The 12,824-nt window shown below is 41.8% G+C and carries 18 protein-coding genes and 1 pseudogene; 6 read left to right on the top strand and 13 right to left on the bottom strand.

Annotated features, from left to right (window positions below):
• Nucleotides 1-465 precede the first annotated feature (465 nt).
• Nucleotides 466-633: a hypothetical protein gene (locus CU635_RS23500; protein WP_180956558.1), complete on the top strand. Its 168-nt coding sequence runs from the start codon at nt 466-468 to the stop codon at nt 631-633.
• Between the two features lie 88 nt (nt 634-721).
• Here CU635_RS23500 and CU635_RS18445 read toward each other — a convergent pair whose 3' ends face one another.
• Nucleotides 722-1,012, bottom strand: a complete 291-nt coding sequence (locus tag CU635_RS18445; RefSeq protein ID WP_101578848.1) for a hypothetical protein — start codon at nt 1,010-1,012, stop codon at nt 722-724.
• 144 nt (nt 1,013-1,156) lie between these two features.
• Nucleotides 1,157-2,494 carry a S8 family serine peptidase gene (locus CU635_RS18440; protein WP_101578847.1) on the bottom strand — a complete coding sequence of 446 codons (1,338 nt, stop codon included), beginning with the start codon at nt 2,492-2,494 and terminating at the stop codon, nt 1,157-1,159.
• 201 nt (nt 2,495-2,695) lie between these two features.
• Between CU635_RS18440 and CU635_RS18435 the strand changes: the two genes are divergently transcribed.
• Entirely contained in the window at nt 2,696-3,157 is a 462-nt protein-coding gene (locus CU635_RS18435; RefSeq protein WP_101578846.1) for a hypothetical protein, read from the top strand.
• A 353-nt stretch (nt 3,158-3,510) separates the two neighbouring features.
• Here CU635_RS18435 and CU635_RS18430 read toward each other — a convergent pair whose 3' ends face one another.
• The 4 genes from CU635_RS18430 to CU635_RS18415 form a co-directional block, all read right to left on the bottom strand.
• The gene (locus CU635_RS18430; protein WP_101578845.1) at nt 3,511-4,083 is read right to left on the bottom strand and encodes a permease; all 573 of its coding nucleotides are present in this window, start codon (nt 4,081-4,083) and stop codon (nt 3,511-3,513) included.
• 117 nt (nt 4,084-4,200) lie between these two features.
• Nucleotides 4,201-4,785, bottom strand: a complete 585-nt coding sequence (locus CU635_RS18425) for a TetR/AcrR family transcriptional regulator (protein WP_101578844.1) — start codon at nt 4,783-4,785, stop codon at nt 4,201-4,203.
• A 1-nt stretch (nt 4,786) separates the two neighbouring features.
• The gene (locus CU635_RS18420) at nt 4,787-5,518 is read right to left on the bottom strand and encodes an MBL fold metallo-hydrolase (protein ID WP_101578909.1); all 732 of its coding nucleotides are present in this window, start codon (nt 5,516-5,518) and stop codon (nt 4,787-4,789) included.
• Nucleotides 5,519-5,738: 220 nt separating this feature from the next.
• Nucleotides 5,739-6,659 (bottom strand): phosphatidylinositol-specific phospholipase C/glycerophosphodiester phosphodiesterase family protein, encoded by a 921-nt coding sequence (locus tag CU635_RS18415; RefSeq protein WP_219620138.1) that lies wholly within the window; start codon nt 6,657-6,659, stop codon nt 5,739-5,741.
• A gap of 465 nt (nt 6,660-7,124) precedes the next feature.
• Here CU635_RS18415 and CU635_RS18410 point away from each other — a divergent pair, with 465 nt between their 5' ends.
• Nucleotides 7,125-8,327 carry an MFS transporter gene (locus tag CU635_RS18410; protein WP_101578907.1) on the top strand — a complete coding sequence of 401 codons (1,203 nt, stop codon included), beginning with the start codon at nt 7,125-7,127 and terminating at the stop codon, nt 8,325-8,327.
• A 59-nt stretch (nt 8,328-8,386) separates the two neighbouring features.
• On the opposite strand, the gene CU635_RS18405 is transcribed toward CU635_RS18410, so the two are convergent.
• The 4 genes from CU635_RS18405 to CU635_RS18390 all read right to left on the bottom strand — a co-directional run bounded on the left by CU635_RS18405 (nt 8,387) and on the right by CU635_RS18390 (nt 9,452).
• Nucleotides 8,387-8,692: a spore coat protein gene (locus tag CU635_RS18405; protein WP_101578843.1), complete on the bottom strand. Its 306-nt coding sequence runs from the start codon at nt 8,690-8,692 to the stop codon at nt 8,387-8,389.
• Entirely contained in the window at nt 8,689-8,883 is a 195-nt protein-coding gene (locus tag CU635_RS23940) for a hypothetical protein (RefSeq protein WP_101578906.1), read from the bottom strand. The genes CU635_RS18405 and CU635_RS23940 overlap by 4 nt, the downstream gene beginning before the upstream one ends.
• 81 nt (nt 8,884-8,964) lie before the next feature.
• Nucleotides 8,965-9,246: a spore coat protein gene (locus CU635_RS18395; protein ID WP_101578842.1), complete on the bottom strand. Its 282-nt coding sequence runs from the start codon at nt 9,244-9,246 to the stop codon at nt 8,965-8,967.
• Nucleotides 9,247-9,263: 17 nt separating this feature from the next.
• Nucleotides 9,264-9,452: a hypothetical protein gene (locus CU635_RS18390; RefSeq protein WP_101578841.1), complete on the bottom strand. Its 189-nt coding sequence runs from the start codon at nt 9,450-9,452 to the stop codon at nt 9,264-9,266.
• A 252-nt stretch (nt 9,453-9,704) separates the two neighbouring features.
• On the opposite strand from CU635_RS18390, the gene CU635_RS18385 reads away from it, so the two are divergent.
• Nucleotides 9,705-9,884, top strand: coding sequence for a hypothetical protein (locus tag CU635_RS18385; protein WP_101578840.1), 180 nt, complete (start codon nt 9,705-9,707; stop codon nt 9,882-9,884).
• Between the two features lie 105 nt (nt 9,885-9,989).
• Here the strand turns inward: CU635_RS18385 and CU635_RS24140 are convergent, their stop codons facing one another.
• The 3 genes and pseudogenes from CU635_RS24140 to CU635_RS18375 all read right to left on the bottom strand — a co-directional run bounded on the left by CU635_RS24140 (nt 9,990) and on the right by CU635_RS18375 (nt 11,611).
• Nucleotides 9,990-10,124, bottom strand: a complete 135-nt coding sequence (locus tag CU635_RS24140; RefSeq protein ID WP_257985658.1) for a hypothetical protein — start codon at nt 10,122-10,124, stop codon at nt 9,990-9,992.
• Between the two features lie 137 nt (nt 10,125-10,261).
• A pseudogene (locus CU635_RS18380) lies at nt 10,262-10,944 on the bottom strand (DUF421 domain-containing protein).
• 88 nt (nt 10,945-11,032) lie between these two features.
• On the bottom strand, nt 11,033-11,611 hold the full coding sequence (locus CU635_RS18375) for a DUF2238 domain-containing protein (protein ID WP_101578839.1): 579 nt from the start codon (nt 11,609-11,611) through the stop codon (nt 11,033-11,035).
• 487 nt (nt 11,612-12,098) lie between these two features.
• On the opposite strand from CU635_RS18375, the gene CU635_RS18370 reads away from it, so the two are divergent.
• Together CU635_RS18370 and CU635_RS18365 are read left to right on the top strand one after the other, a co-directional pair.
• On the top strand, nt 12,099-12,425 hold the full coding sequence (locus tag CU635_RS18370) for a rhodanese-like domain-containing protein (RefSeq protein ID WP_245917527.1): 327 nt from the start codon (nt 12,099-12,101) through the stop codon (nt 12,423-12,425).
• A 44-nt stretch (nt 12,426-12,469) separates the two neighbouring features.
• Nucleotides 12,470-12,730 carry a metal-sensitive transcriptional regulator gene (locus CU635_RS18365; protein ID WP_101578837.1) on the top strand — a complete coding sequence of 87 codons (261 nt, stop codon included), beginning with the start codon at nt 12,470-12,472 and terminating at the stop codon, nt 12,728-12,730.
• Nucleotides 12,731-12,824 lie beyond the last annotated feature (94 nt).

The following is a 12,824-nucleotide window of genomic DNA, read 5'->3' as shown; positions in this document are numbered from 1 at the left end:
TTTTGATCAATTTGGAAGCGAAATATGATCAGTTATGGCGCATAGCTGTTATAAAACTCTGAAAATTTACATTTTAATCCATATATATACATAATTATACTGATCAGCAGGTCTATGCAGAGTATTTAAGCGAAAACTCAGAGGAATTAAGCGAAAAGTGGCATGATTAAAGCGAAAAAATTAATAATTGCGCGAAAATCAGTTTCATTTAAGTGATACCATTATATGGAGTATATCCTATTAAAAAAAACCTCCTCAAAGCCAGCGCGGCGATACTCACATCGATAACCTAACTGACAAGACGGAATCCTTTATACGGAGGCTTTCATCGAGTTAGTGGAAAACCGCCGGTCCGGTTTTAGAATCTTTCAACATGAGAGGGAGGACCACTCCATTTCCTATTCACCAAAATCCAGACAAATAAGATGCGATTAACCGGACACAATAGGAGTGGAGGTGAACACGATGAGCAACGGCAATGATGAGCTCTTAAAAAACGCGAGGAACATGGATAGAGATGTCGAATACAGTAAAACTCCTAATGCGAGACGGGATCGGGACGCAACTAATACCGGTGATACAAAAGCAATGGACCCCGCAGGTCTCGGCGGTGCAGATACTCGAGGAAGATAAAACAGGGAATCCGATTGGGATTCCCTGTTATTATAAATCATTTCACAGTTTTAGCTAAAAGAGGCCAGACGACTGATGTTTTTTGTGGTTACACCGGGTCGTTGTCCGGGTTCGTGTAGGACTCAATGGCCTGGTCCAGCGCCACAAATGCTTCTCCGAAAGCTGCAGTTGAAGAGATGTCTCCGGCGTGTTCCAGCTGTTCCCTGGCGTTCCTTGCATGGGTGACTGAGCGGATCACATCTTCAATCATCGTGCCTCTGTCGCCATATTGCTGTCTAGCTTCTTCGAGCTGCCTGATAGAATCGTCTAAGCTTGCTGAGCCAGGATGGGCAAATGTGTTCTCCAGATCGTCTCTAACTTGTTGTAAAACTTCCTTCATTGGTTCTCCTCGCTTCCTAAGATTTATTCAACAAGTATTTTGACCGAGTAAGTGAGTTTCTATTCGGCGAAATAGTGTCTCAATATAGAACAACCCCCCGGATTCACAAAGGTTTCCGAGGGGTTTCGCTTGTGGCATGGACGATTATCGTGCAGCTGCAGCCTTTTCAACCGCCTTATAGGCATTTACATAACCGGCACCAACCTCATGCAGCTGATAGCCTGCCATTGCATCAGCCGTTTGAGTCAACAGGTCGAGGGCCATGTCAGGAGTCAATGATGGCTGCGCTTCCTCCATCAATGCGATCACTCCTGAAATATGAGGAGTCGCCATACTTGTTCCGCTTGATGTCGTGTAATATGGCAAATGCTGCTGATCTATATAATTGATATCTGTCACGGTGCCTAACGCATTCATGACAATGCCTGTCTTTGTCCGGGTGGCGACAATGTCGACTCCAGGAGCAGTGATATCTGGATGAATTACTTGATCACCGGCTATTCCTCTTGAAGAAAAGTCAGCCAATTGTTTGTCTTTTGTGCCGGCGGCGACACTGATAACCCATGGTGCTGCTGAATATGGATTAAGGGTGTTGTCATCCGGGCCTTCATTACCAGCGGCGAAAACAACAGTCATCCCGGCGTCATGCGCTTTTTTTGTCGCGACGTTAATTGGATCATTTGCACTGTATTCACCGGTAGTTCCCCAACTGTTGCTGATGACGTCGATGCCGTACTTTTCTTGGTTTTCAATGGCGTAATCAAATGCTTCCAACGACCAGAGGATATTGAGGCCGTCACCGACTCCGAGGCCGACCAGCTTCGCGTCAGGTGCGACTCCTTTGTAAAGACCGTCGCTGGCAGTTCCGCTTCCGGCAATGGTGCCAGCTACGTGAGTTCCATGCCCGGAAGAAGTATCTGTATTGCTGAGATTCTCAATATAAACCGGTTTATTTCCAAACAGGTCACCAACGGCGAATTTTACATTCTGGATAACTTTGTCGCCGAACTTTAGGTCTTGGTGGGTAGCGTCGATTCCACTATCAATGACAGCTACGGTTACCCCTTTTCCAGTGTAACCCAAGTCATTCCACACAGCCTCCGCACCGATCAGTGCCCGGCTGTCGCGTAATAAGTATTGCAATGTTTTATTTGCATAGATTGATAGTATACTGTTTTCCGCTGTGTTAATTAGCTTGTTGACTAGACTTGCATTCCCTTTCACAGCGACCATAGGTAAATTGTCAAAAACCTTTGTTTGAAAGCCCAGTGTTTGTAAAAGCTGGAGGTCAGTTAAGGCTGGCATTTTTTTATAAGTGATGATAGCTTCAATGGGTGCAGAGCTTTTAGGATTCTCAAGAAGTTCCTGAAGAGTGGGGTCAATTTCAGTCAATGAGAGTGATGCCTTTGGCTGTGAAAATAAAGACGAGAAGATTAATCCGGTTAGAAGAACACAAATAGCAAGGAAACGAATCTGTTTCATACATTACCTCCATTATAAAAATATTCAGACATATATAAATATCCACTACGAGCAACTTAGAAACCTGATAACTGCAAAAAAACCTTATTTTTCTAAAAAATGATAAAATATTCCTAATACACCTGCTCAGGCAAGAACGAAAATGTTTTAGCAACTTAAATAAATTTAGAACGTCTTATTTATAAAAAGGAGGTGCTTTAAATGAATAAATGGATAGTGTCATTCTTTTTTACTTTAATTACTTTGGCAGGTTGTTCAAACGATGGAATGGTCGGGGACAAACCGCCAAAAGCGATGATTGAAATTGGGACGGAAACTTATGAGACGGCGTTGGGGAGTTATTGCTGGAACGGAAAAGGTAAAAGCATATGCGTTGATACAGCAGGGCCAATTGAACTGTTGAAAGGAAAACAACCTATAAATGTAACTGCTGGTGAAGAAGTGAAATTTGTAATGAATTATAAACCGCAGCCAACGCAAGTCCATGTCACACAGATACATGAGAACGAGGAGACCGAAGTCATTGTTAAAAATAGTCGGTTCCCTGCGCCTGCAGAAAAAGGAATCTATTATTATGCTTATAGTGTTTGGTGGATGGATGAGAAAGAAGCGCACTTATCTCATGGTGATGCCTTTTATGCCTTTGTTTTGCAGGTCAATTAGCGTATAGATAAATAATTCAAACCTTTGATTGAGCTTGGGTTTCTGTATTATTTAAAGTTCTTCAACAGCATGTATTAAGTTTCCCTCGGTCTGTATCCTTTTGCCCACGTAAAATATAAAAGTACCCATATCCTCAAATACATTTGAAGAGGATCCGTCATTTTGAGGAAAGATTCAGTTCTATCACAGATTAATAACCTGCTTATAAGCCCTGAGAGACTCATTGAGGCCAGATGCGATTAGTGTTCACTTTTCTTAAGGTTTGCAGCCTTTCTGTAAAGGCTTGTTTTTGCCGATCTCGTTCTGGAAGGTTGGATTGTTGATAATTCCTTTTCGCTATTTTTTTCTTATGTTCATGCCGCACCAAGCACATCTGTGAAAAGCGACAGGACCAGCAATACACTTAATATCGCTCCAGCCGAAATGGCCCAAACCCTATTTTTTCCTTTCGTACCCGATACGATGGATCGAAAATAGAAAATAATTCCCAATGAGATCAGGATCGATTCGGCAATGATACTGAAGATAGGGAAATTCCATAATCCAAAACCTAACAATGGGAGATTTCCAACATTCCCGGGAAAAATCGGCAAGTCCGGGCGATGTACCAATAAATCAAGGAGCCAATGGCTAAACACGACAGATCCAATCACAAGGCCCCCGCGCCTTCCCAAAAAACGAGCGGCCAAAAGGCCTGAAAATAAGGATATCACCAATGATCCTATTAATGAATGGGAGTATTCAGCATGAATCATACTTCCGCCGTATCCATTTCCAGCTACGGGGACAATTGTTTCTTCCCCGAACAGGAAAAGGGGCACAAAAATCACATCAAGTAATTGAGTACTGAGCATAAGTGCCCAAAGCGGCACCTCCGGCGACTTCGCTTTAACAGCAACGGCAACTCCAAAATGACCTGCAAACATTTAATTGATCCCCTTTCTTTTAGCAGAACGAATCCTTGCATCCAACCAGCCACAGCCTGCGGTAAAAAGAATTAAAAACACCAAAAAATTCATGTTGGTCCTCTCCCACTCTAATGATTAATGAAGTTTCCCATTCTGTTTCATTGAATCAATACCAGAAATAAAGGTATCAATTAATAAACTGAGGCTAACATCCAGGTCAAGCGGAATTCCAAATCCGCCTCTTTGCTCAAGGGAAGCGAATCCGTGTAAAATACTCCTCAGTCCGCGGACGGCATGAATTGCCGCTTCATCTTCCAGACCGTACGCATTCATTAAACGAACAGCTAGATCAACAATTTTGCTTCCTGCCTGCTGAACCTCCGGATCCCGCGGGTCAGGGGCAAGAAGAGTTGCTTCATACAATCCGGGATGACTGCGGGCAAAAGCTACATATTCTTTGCCAAGCACCCGCACCGCGTCATCTCCTGACCTCCCGATTGCCTCCTGCACCAGCCGGTTGTAAAGCTGCTCCAAACCGTAGATGGCAAGTTTTTTCCTCAATCCGTGCAATCCATCCACATGGTTGTACAATGAGGGTGGGCGAATCTTTAGTTTTTTTGCCAGGGAAGCCAGTGTTACTGCTTCGATTCCCTCTGTATCAGCTATCTGTGTTGCCGCTTGTAAAATGATTTGTAAATCGAGTCCGATTCTTGGGGACATGTCATTTGCTCCTTTTCTGTTGATGGTAATCAAGACTCTGTTCGGTTGCAGCAATTGCACGGTCGATTTCGGCTCCCGGTTGCAACACCATTTGTCCGTGTCCTACGGCTAATAAGGACGGCCGGTAGCCCTGCAGCTTGCGCGCACTTTCCAGCGCTGCGTGCTTATTCCATGTTGCCATTGCAGGGAATGGAAACAATGGCCGCAGCTGCCCCGATACCGCAATACCGCCCCTTGTTTGAAAGGCATCTCCTGCAATTAAGGCATGATTTCGAGTGTCGAGGAACGCCATTGAACCCGGGGTATGTCCCGGCACGGCTACGGCAAGCAACGAACCGACCTGTTCACCATCATGGAGCAATATATCCGCCCGGGTCCTTAGTTTTTTTGGGACTCCGCCACGGATTGGGGCATTCGGTTCGTTCGGGTCAATCGTCCGGTCTCCGGCCATCAAGCGGGCATCCCGGCTGGAAATATGCACGGGCACATCGGGAAGCTCTATTTTGAGAGCATCAAGTGCACCAACATGGTCTTCATGTGCATGTGTAATCAAAATTCGAATAATCGGTTTTCCAATTTTATCGGCTGCCTTCAGAATTCCCTTCCCACTGTATGGCAGTGCAGCATCAATTAAAGTCAAACCTTCATCTTCCTCTACCAAAAAACAATTAACGGGAAAAAAAACCGGCAGAAACGTCAATTGGAAAACAGTTTTTTCGCGAGTCATCCGCATCATATACTCTCTCCTGTGGATATTTTCAACAAAAACTAACATCATTAGTTTTATAATAACTAACGTTATTAGTTTTTGCAAGCATCATTTTTCATTTTCCGTGATTACACCTCTATTCTCATCTAAGGTTAGATAATTCTTTCGTAGTGAATAGGTGAAATACACAAAGGCTTCCAGTTAGAATACCGGAAGCCTTGTTTTTAATAGAGACCCTATGGCGTTAATCGTCTCCATGCTCTTCTTTATCACTGTTGTTTTCAAAGGTGATGTGAGGTTCAGACGGTTGTGGATCATGTTTCTTAAGGAACTCCTCAAGACCCGCCAAATCATCAGTATTAAGGAAATCGACCTGAGATTTTAATAGCTCCTTCCAAACAGCCTCACGTGCAGGTGTTGAGAGATCTGGCGTAGCCCAAAAGCGAACTTTCTGCCCGTTCGCATGTGCTGTTGAAACGATCGAATATAATTTTTCGCGTTCATCATTTGGCATCTCCCCAACACCCTGCCAAGTAAAATGCTTTGTCCAGTTATCGCTGATCACTGGAATAAATTCACTTGAAGTATCTGAACCAAGGTCGCTCATTCGACCATCATATGCAGCATAGCGGACTTTCTGGTTTTCCATCAAAGCTCGTGGACGATTTCCAGAAATATAAACAGTGATGGCGTCTGGTTTTACTTCTGAAGGGACAAATTTCGTAAGCATACTTTTATAGGCGCGGAGCTGCTCGTCGATAGCACGATAAGTTGCTTCACCCTCTGATTTAATATCGATCCATAGAATAAACTCATGCTCATATTCCTTATAAACCGCTCCATTATTCTGCTTGACTATCGCCTTCAATGGATCAAGATAAAGTGATTTTAATGTGCGACCGGCACGAATTCCTTCCTTATCATGTGCAACAAGAAGTTCCCCGTCAACAAGCCAGACGTCAGCTTCAACGCTGGTAAAACCATGCTGCAGTGCATCAGATAGCGGACGGGTATGCTCGTAATCGTTATGAGCGTGAGCTCTTGCAAGAGGTAAAACACTCTCTGGTTTTTGCGACTGCCTGTTATTCTCCTCAGCAGCGGCAGGAATTACTGAAATAGGGATCATAATAACAGTAAGGATAAAACACACCAGCCATTTTTTCATAGATTGTTACCTCCAATTAAAAATTATTTCAGCTCAATTCTAAAATTATAAAAGACAGCATTCAATGTGCTTTCCTCAATTTTTACATACAGCAACAAACACTTAATAAAGTTTGTAAAAGTTTAATATTTAGGGGGGATTGGTTAAATAATTGACTAGATGATGAGCATATTCTGCATGTGAAATATTAAACGGAGTAACAAAATAAGTTTATTTAGTAGAGGCTATTTGTCCAACAATAATATGACACCAAACTCTTTGTACATATGGCGAGGCTGCTGGCTTATGGGGTGTTGTACGATGTTATTTTTTCGTTGCTCGTGATATTTCTCCGTGCGCAATGAGCAAGCTAATACTCGTCTAATTATAGTTATGCTATGATACTTAGGTTGGAAAAAAGTATGGATCTTAGACATGATGACCACGGGAGAAACTTCGCGGAAGGATTCTTATACTTTGGATAAAATGGGGGAACAGTTTGTGAATCAACGTTTATGGACGAAAAGTTTTATCAGTGTTGCAGCTGCTAATTTTTTCACATTTGCAACATTTTATTATTTACTAGTTACTTTGCCTTTATACGCTTTACAAGACTTACATGGTAAGGAAACGGCAGTTGGTCTTCTTATTGCGATATTTCTGATCGCTGCGATTGTTACTCGCCCGTTTGCTGGAAAATGGATTGGGAAAGCTGGGAAGAGGATTGTCTTTTTAAGTTCACTAATCATTCTATTTGGGTCTTCAGCGTTGTATTTTATTCCGCACTCGATGACAGCATTACTGGTGCTTCGTTTTGTGCATGGCATTGGTTTTGGAATGGCAACAACAGCCGCGGGAGCAATTGTTGCCGACATCATCCCCGATTCCCGAAAGGGGGAAGGCATGGGGTATTATGGTCTAACGCTAAACCTCGCCATGGTGATTGGTCCCTTTCTCGGTTTAACTGTCATGCAATACGCAGGGGCAAATGTGATGTTCACCATTAATTTGCTTGGCTCCCTGTTCGCGCTTATTGCGGGGTTATTCGTAAAACTTCCTGAGAGGTCAGCAACAGATCAACTGATAGAGCGCAACAAGAACAAGGGCTTCAAGAGTTTATTTGAGATTTCGGCGGTGCCAATTGCGCTTGTTTCAGCCTTTTTTGCGCTAGTGTATGCAACCATTATTGCGTTTGTCTCTGTTTATGCGAAGGAAATTGGTTTAGTTGAAGCATCAAGCTATTTCTTCGTTGTCTATGCGGTTGTTCTGCTACTATCAAGACCTTTTACCGGAAAGTGGTTTGATTTATATGGGGGAAATAAGATTATCTATCCGGGGATATTATGCTTTGCGATCGGGACGTATTTATTAAGTATTTCGACGACAGCCTTTATGTTTCTATTGTCAGCGGGGCTCATTGGCCTTGGCTGGGGAACCGTCTTCCCAAGCCTGCAAACCATTGCGATTCAAAATGCACCTGTTAAAAATAGAGGCCTTGCCACGGCGACATTTTTGTCGATATTTGACCTGGGCTTTGGTGTTGGTTCCTTCCTTGTAGGGCTCATCGCTACAAAAATGGAACTAGGCCGTTTATATTTCTATTGCTCAATTCTTGTGAGCTTAGGTATTGGAGTGTATTACGCATTGCATGGACGATTTTCGTCAATAGCTTTAAGCAGAGAGAGCTAGCCAAAGTATTAGTGAATGACCCACGCATATTGCGTGGGCTTTCACATCCAAAAGAACTTTTATTTGTTTGATTGAGCATTGTTGGTAGCTTTTTGAGCAGCTTGTAAATCGATGCTAAGTTGCTTCGACATATCATTAGGATGGTAATAACCTTTTGAAACCATATAGTCTGTAATTCCCTGGTGTTTATCAATGGAGTCATTTAAATATTGCGTTAACGTTTCCCTTACTTCCGGGGTGGCGGACTCCGTAATTGCTCTTGCCATCATTTTGATTTCCGATTTGGTTGCGAACAACAAATCTGTTGCAATGACTTGCTCATTCATCGCTTCCATCCCGGTCATATTTTTCATGAATTCGTTCAAGACTTTTCACTCCTATTTGTTATAAATTCCTGTAAGCGCTGGATCTGCTCTTTTGATTTTGAAACATCCTTCGATAATAGGTTTTTAAGCTTTTCGTCCTGAACTAAACCAGACATCGTTGACGATTTGGTTAAACATATATTTTTAAACATCAATAACTCATGAAGCTCCAAGCTTTCATGAACTCCCATATATGTGGTCAAAGAAATCTACTCCTTTTGCGGAATGCGCCATTATTATTGTTTCCTGGTCGTAATAAAACATCTGGTTGACTACGATTGTGTCATGTTGATCGCTGCTTGTGATGCACTTAGATCGAGTCTTATCTGTTCCTGAACATCATGTGGATGATAGTATCCATGAGATATCATGTAACTGCTGATTTGTTCATGGGTTTGGATTGCTCTCATCAGCTGGTCGCGAAGCGCATTTTTTACCTCAGGCGTAGCAGTTTCTGTGATCGCCTGCGCATATGCTTTAATGCCAGATTTTGCAGTAACCAAAAATTCTGTTGCGACGGCAAGATCTGTCGGTTTGTTCGTTTGTCCACTCATACCTTTTCCCTCCTTCTCTAAGATAGAAAGCCTTGCAACTGCTGAATTTCTGATTTTGATGCAGTTGCATCCGCCGCTAAAATTTGCTTTAGCTCGTTATCTTGAGCCATACCACTAAGTGTTGCTGATTTGGTCAAACATGTATTTTTAAATACTAACAACTCATGTAATTCAAGGGTTTCATGAATCCCGAGGTCCTTAGCCATCCGTCTCCCTCCTTTCTGTGCGTAAGCCCCTGTTTATAGTTTGTAGTCACCGAGTTGTTAATGCATACAGTCAAGAAAAACTTTTCGTAAAGCTGTTTTTGTATAAGGCGGATTATTTATGAGCCATCATTTGAACAGCGTTAGTGGTTCAGCTAACATGTGGTATGCGACGTAACAGTGATGTCATTCCCTAATTCTCCCTGTGATTTTATCTGATTTACTCCGCACATTATAGTTAGGAGGTGAGTAACCATGCCGGGTGAAAATGGTGTACTAAGACCCATTGAGGGCAGATCCTTCGAGAGAGATTTAACATTGAACAACGAGGAATTAGACCGTTTCCAAATGGGAATGGATGCGCATGAGTTTTTAAACCATGTAGGTTTGGCCCATGATCTAGTGGCAGTCAACCGTGAAAACTTCCTGCGTTAATAAGAGCAGCCTTTTGGTTGCTCTTTTATGCTTGTGATAATGAATCAAAAATACTCAGTAACTCACTTGTCTCGCATTAATTGATCAAGTTTGTTTTCAATATCCCTAAAATTTGCGGTCATAATGTTTGTAAGTGAAGTAACCGATAACTGCTTTACCCGCAAAAAACAAAATGGCAGCTGCCACAATCAGAATATAATTATGTGCTAAGTCACTTATGAATTGATTAATTTGATCCATGTTGTTCCCAGCCTTTTTTCTTTATGTTTCCTCAGTATGATGCCGTTATACTTATGATGGGCACAGCAGCCATGATGAGAACGGAACATCACAAACCGCTGGTTATGAACTAGTGCCATCGACCCTGCAGTTTTCGTTTACATCTTTTTATCAATAAAAATACTTCCGTCAGACTGTAATTCCGCAAAGAAAACTTGTTGAACCGATTGTATTCCACTAGCGATTAATTGATTTCGCAGCCATTCCTCCGTCAAATTTAACTCTGTTAGATTTCGCTTAACGATGCGTCCATCGACAATTAATTCTGTGGGCAAATACAGCCGTGGTTTTATCATGATTTTTGAGTCTTGTCGGGTCACCGGTTCGTGTTCTGCTTTTTTCAAAACACTTAGCTGGCCATTTGGTTCCAGGATTGCATAGTCCACTTCGCTTGTCGAAAAAATATTTTTAACCGAAGCAGCATAGTTAAATCATCCATATTTAGTTTATTTGACGCCATCGTCTTTTCTAATATTTTCCCTTTTTTTATGATAATGGACGGTTCACCGTCCAAAATGACTCTCGCTATGGAAGATTTTAAGCTTATGTACTCGACTACAATGGTTAAGAGTGCCCAGACAACGAGTCCGGTTACCCCATCGATGACTTTAATATCCCTGTGGACAACCATATCCCCTGCAATATTGCCAAGGGCTATTCCAGTAATGTATGTAAAAAAAGTCATTTGACTTAATTGTTTCTTTCCAAGAATCCGCGTTAGAAAAAGTAAAACGGCAAAACCTAATAGCGTTCGCATCGAAGTCGTATAAATAGATTCCATTACTGATCTCCTTTTTCGATGGCCACCCGAGGGGACATGACTAAAAGCAGGGTATCGACGAATCCGTGTCCCGGTTTGTTAATACAATCTATTTCCCCTTATTGATTTTTACTTTTGTACGAATACCTGCCAATGCTGCAATAAGAAGTCCTCCAGCGGTATCAGAAACTAAATCCATCATCGTATCTTTATTGCCCCCGCCTTGTAACGTCATTCCGAACAATTGATCGCCGCTAAATTCATAAATTTCCCAGACGACACCTCCGAATACGGAAAAAGACAGGGTGAACAGGAATATAAACCAGGGTGAGATATGCTTACCGGCACTTCTGTGTACCAGCCTTTCATATAATGCAATACCCGTAAAAGCGAGAATAACTCCACTGATAAAATGTAAAAATGTGTCCCACCAGCCCAGTTCGTACCATCCTAAAATCGAACCTAAATATTGAGAGCCAACGAGAAAGAGTAAATAGGAAATGATAATCGGCAGATTGAAATGAAGTTTGGTAAAAAGGCTGAGTAAGAGCGGGATGGCGCCGCAGATAATACCGCCAATCGCGACTATCGATTTATATGACTCACCGGTACTATAATAATAAACAGATAAAGAAGCCATAAACAGGACATAGAGTAAACTAAGCAGCATGACGATTTTTCGATTCATTATTACACCTCGTTAATTAGACTTTTCGTTTAGCCTGCGATGAGCGGAATATTCAAAGGATTATTTTTCATCAACAGAGGCAGAAGCGGCAATGCACTCGCCACAACTCTCCGAGCGCTACCTGCCAGCGGGAGGAATCTCCTTTTATGAGAAAAAAGTGAATAATGAAGCCATAAATATTATGAAAATAACACTAAGGGTAATGATGACTTTTCGGTTCAATGATCACCTCATTTGTTAAGAGTCTTTTTAAAATTATGTCCTAATAGGGCAATTGCTATCATCGTTGTCAATAGAAATCTGTAAGTTGGGAATCGATATGGCTTAAGTCGTTCTGAATGGGACAGTTAAGGGATATATTCTGAATGAACATTGAAAAATTTTTTTGAAAACAATTGTTTTTTTGCAAGCACTAATTTTGACAATATACCTGTTGGGGTATAATATGAAGAATGTGATTCTGTTTGTTCCATAACAAGAGGTGGATATGATGCTTTACGTATTAATAGTGTTACTTTCAATTCTATTTCTGTTTATTTATAGAAGCTATTTTCCGGTATACGGCGTACCTTGCAAAGATATTAAGGTTGAGCACGGTAACAAGGTGGAGGTAATATTAGATTTAAGGGACTACAATGTTGCTGCAAAAGATCCCGTGAATGGTGCTCTCAATATTCCCGTTGCGTATTTAAATAGATTTTTTCAGGAAGTACCCCGTAGGGAAGTCCATGTGCTCGCTTCCGATAAGCTGGAGAAGAACATTGGAGTGCGAATTTTGCGCAAAAAGGGATTCAAGGTAATCGGGTATCGCTAGCAGAATGTGGCTGTAACAATAACACGAAAATAGGAGGTTAAAATATGGAGTTTGATAACCAGACTAAAAATAGGGTAAAGCGGATTGAAGGACAGTTAAGGGGTATTTTAAAAATGATGGAAGAAAATAAAGATTGTAAAGATGTCATAACGCAATTATCTGCTACCAGATCGGCAATTGACCGAACAATAGGTGTAATAGTTAGCTCCAATCTAGTAGAATGTGTACGGGAAGCTAATGAAAACGGAGAAAACACTGAGGCATTAGTGAAGGAAGCAGTAAATTTACTTGTGAGGAGCAGATAGAATAAAAAGGGTTGACACCCTCTTTTATTTTTGCGTGCCCAGCAAGCCGTTAATTGCTAGTTGGTGAAAGTCCAACCCGAGTAAGTGTCAAGAC

Source organism: Bacillus canaveralius, assembly GCF_002860125.1.
In the GTDB taxonomy this organism is placed as follows: domain Bacteria; phylum Bacillota; class Bacilli; order Bacillales; family Cytobacillaceae; genus Bacillus_BJ; species Bacillus_BJ canaveralius.
The sequence above is the reverse complement of the archived record's forward strand: the minus strand, read 5'-3'. Positions and strand labels throughout refer to the sequence as shown.

Bases quoted from the DNA above. Each gene is read 5' to 3' on its own strand.
- CU635_RS23500 (WP_180956558.1), top strand. From the start codon at position 466: ATGAGCAACGGCAATGATGAGCTCTTAAAAAACGCGAGGAACATGGAT.
- CU635_RS18445 (WP_101578848.1), bottom strand. From the start codon at position 1,012: ATGAAGGAAGTTTTACAACAAGTTAGAGACGATCTGGAGAACACATTT.
- CU635_RS18440 (WP_101578847.1), bottom strand. From the start codon at position 2,494: ATGAAACAGATTCGTTTCCTTGCTATTTGTGTTCTTCTAACCGGATTA.
- CU635_RS18435 (WP_101578846.1), top strand. From the start codon at position 2,696: ATGAATAAATGGATAGTGTCATTCTTTTTTACTTTAATTACTTTGGCA.
- CU635_RS18430 (WP_101578845.1), bottom strand. From the start codon at position 4,083: ATGTTTGCAGGTCATTTTGGAGTTGCCGTTGCTGTTAAAGCGAAGTCG.
- CU635_RS18425 (WP_101578844.1), bottom strand. From the start codon at position 4,785: ATGTCCCCAAGAATCGGACTCGATTTACAAATCATTTTACAAGCGGCA.
- CU635_RS18420 (WP_101578909.1), bottom strand. From the start codon at position 5,518: ATGCGGATGACTCGCGAAAAAACTGTTTTCCAATTGACGTTTCTGCCG.
- CU635_RS18415 (WP_219620138.1), bottom strand. From the start codon at position 6,659: ATGAAAAAATGGCTGGTGTGTTTTATCCTTACTGTTATTATGATCCCT.
- CU635_RS18410 (WP_101578907.1), top strand. From the start codon at position 7,125: ATGGGGGAACAGTTTGTGAATCAACGTTTATGGACGAAAAGTTTTATC.
- CU635_RS23940 (WP_101578906.1), bottom strand. From the start codon at position 8,883: ATGGGAGTTCATGAAAGCTTGGAGCTTCATGAGTTATTGATGTTTAAA.
- CU635_RS18395 (WP_101578842.1), bottom strand. From the start codon at position 9,246: ATGAGTGGACAAACGAACAAACCGACAGATCTTGCCGTCGCAACAGAA.
- CU635_RS18390 (WP_101578841.1), bottom strand. From the start codon at position 9,452: ATGGCTAAGGACCTCGGGATTCATGAAACCCTTGAATTACATGAGTTG.
- CU635_RS18385 (WP_101578840.1), top strand. From the start codon at position 9,705: ATGCCGGGTGAAAATGGTGTACTAAGACCCATTGAGGGCAGATCCTTC.
- CU635_RS24140 (WP_257985658.1), bottom strand. From the start codon at position 10,124: ATGGATCAAATTAATCAATTCATAAGTGACTTAGCACATAATTATATT.
- CU635_RS18375 (WP_101578839.1), bottom strand. From the start codon at position 11,611: ATGAATCGAAAAATCGTCATGCTGCTTAGTTTACTCTATGTCCTGTTT.
- CU635_RS18370 (WP_245917527.1), top strand. From the start codon at position 12,099: ATGATGCTTTACGTATTAATAGTGTTACTTTCAATTCTATTTCTGTTT.
- CU635_RS18365 (WP_101578837.1), top strand. From the start codon at position 12,470: ATGGAGTTTGATAACCAGACTAAAAATAGGGTAAAGCGGATTGAAGGA.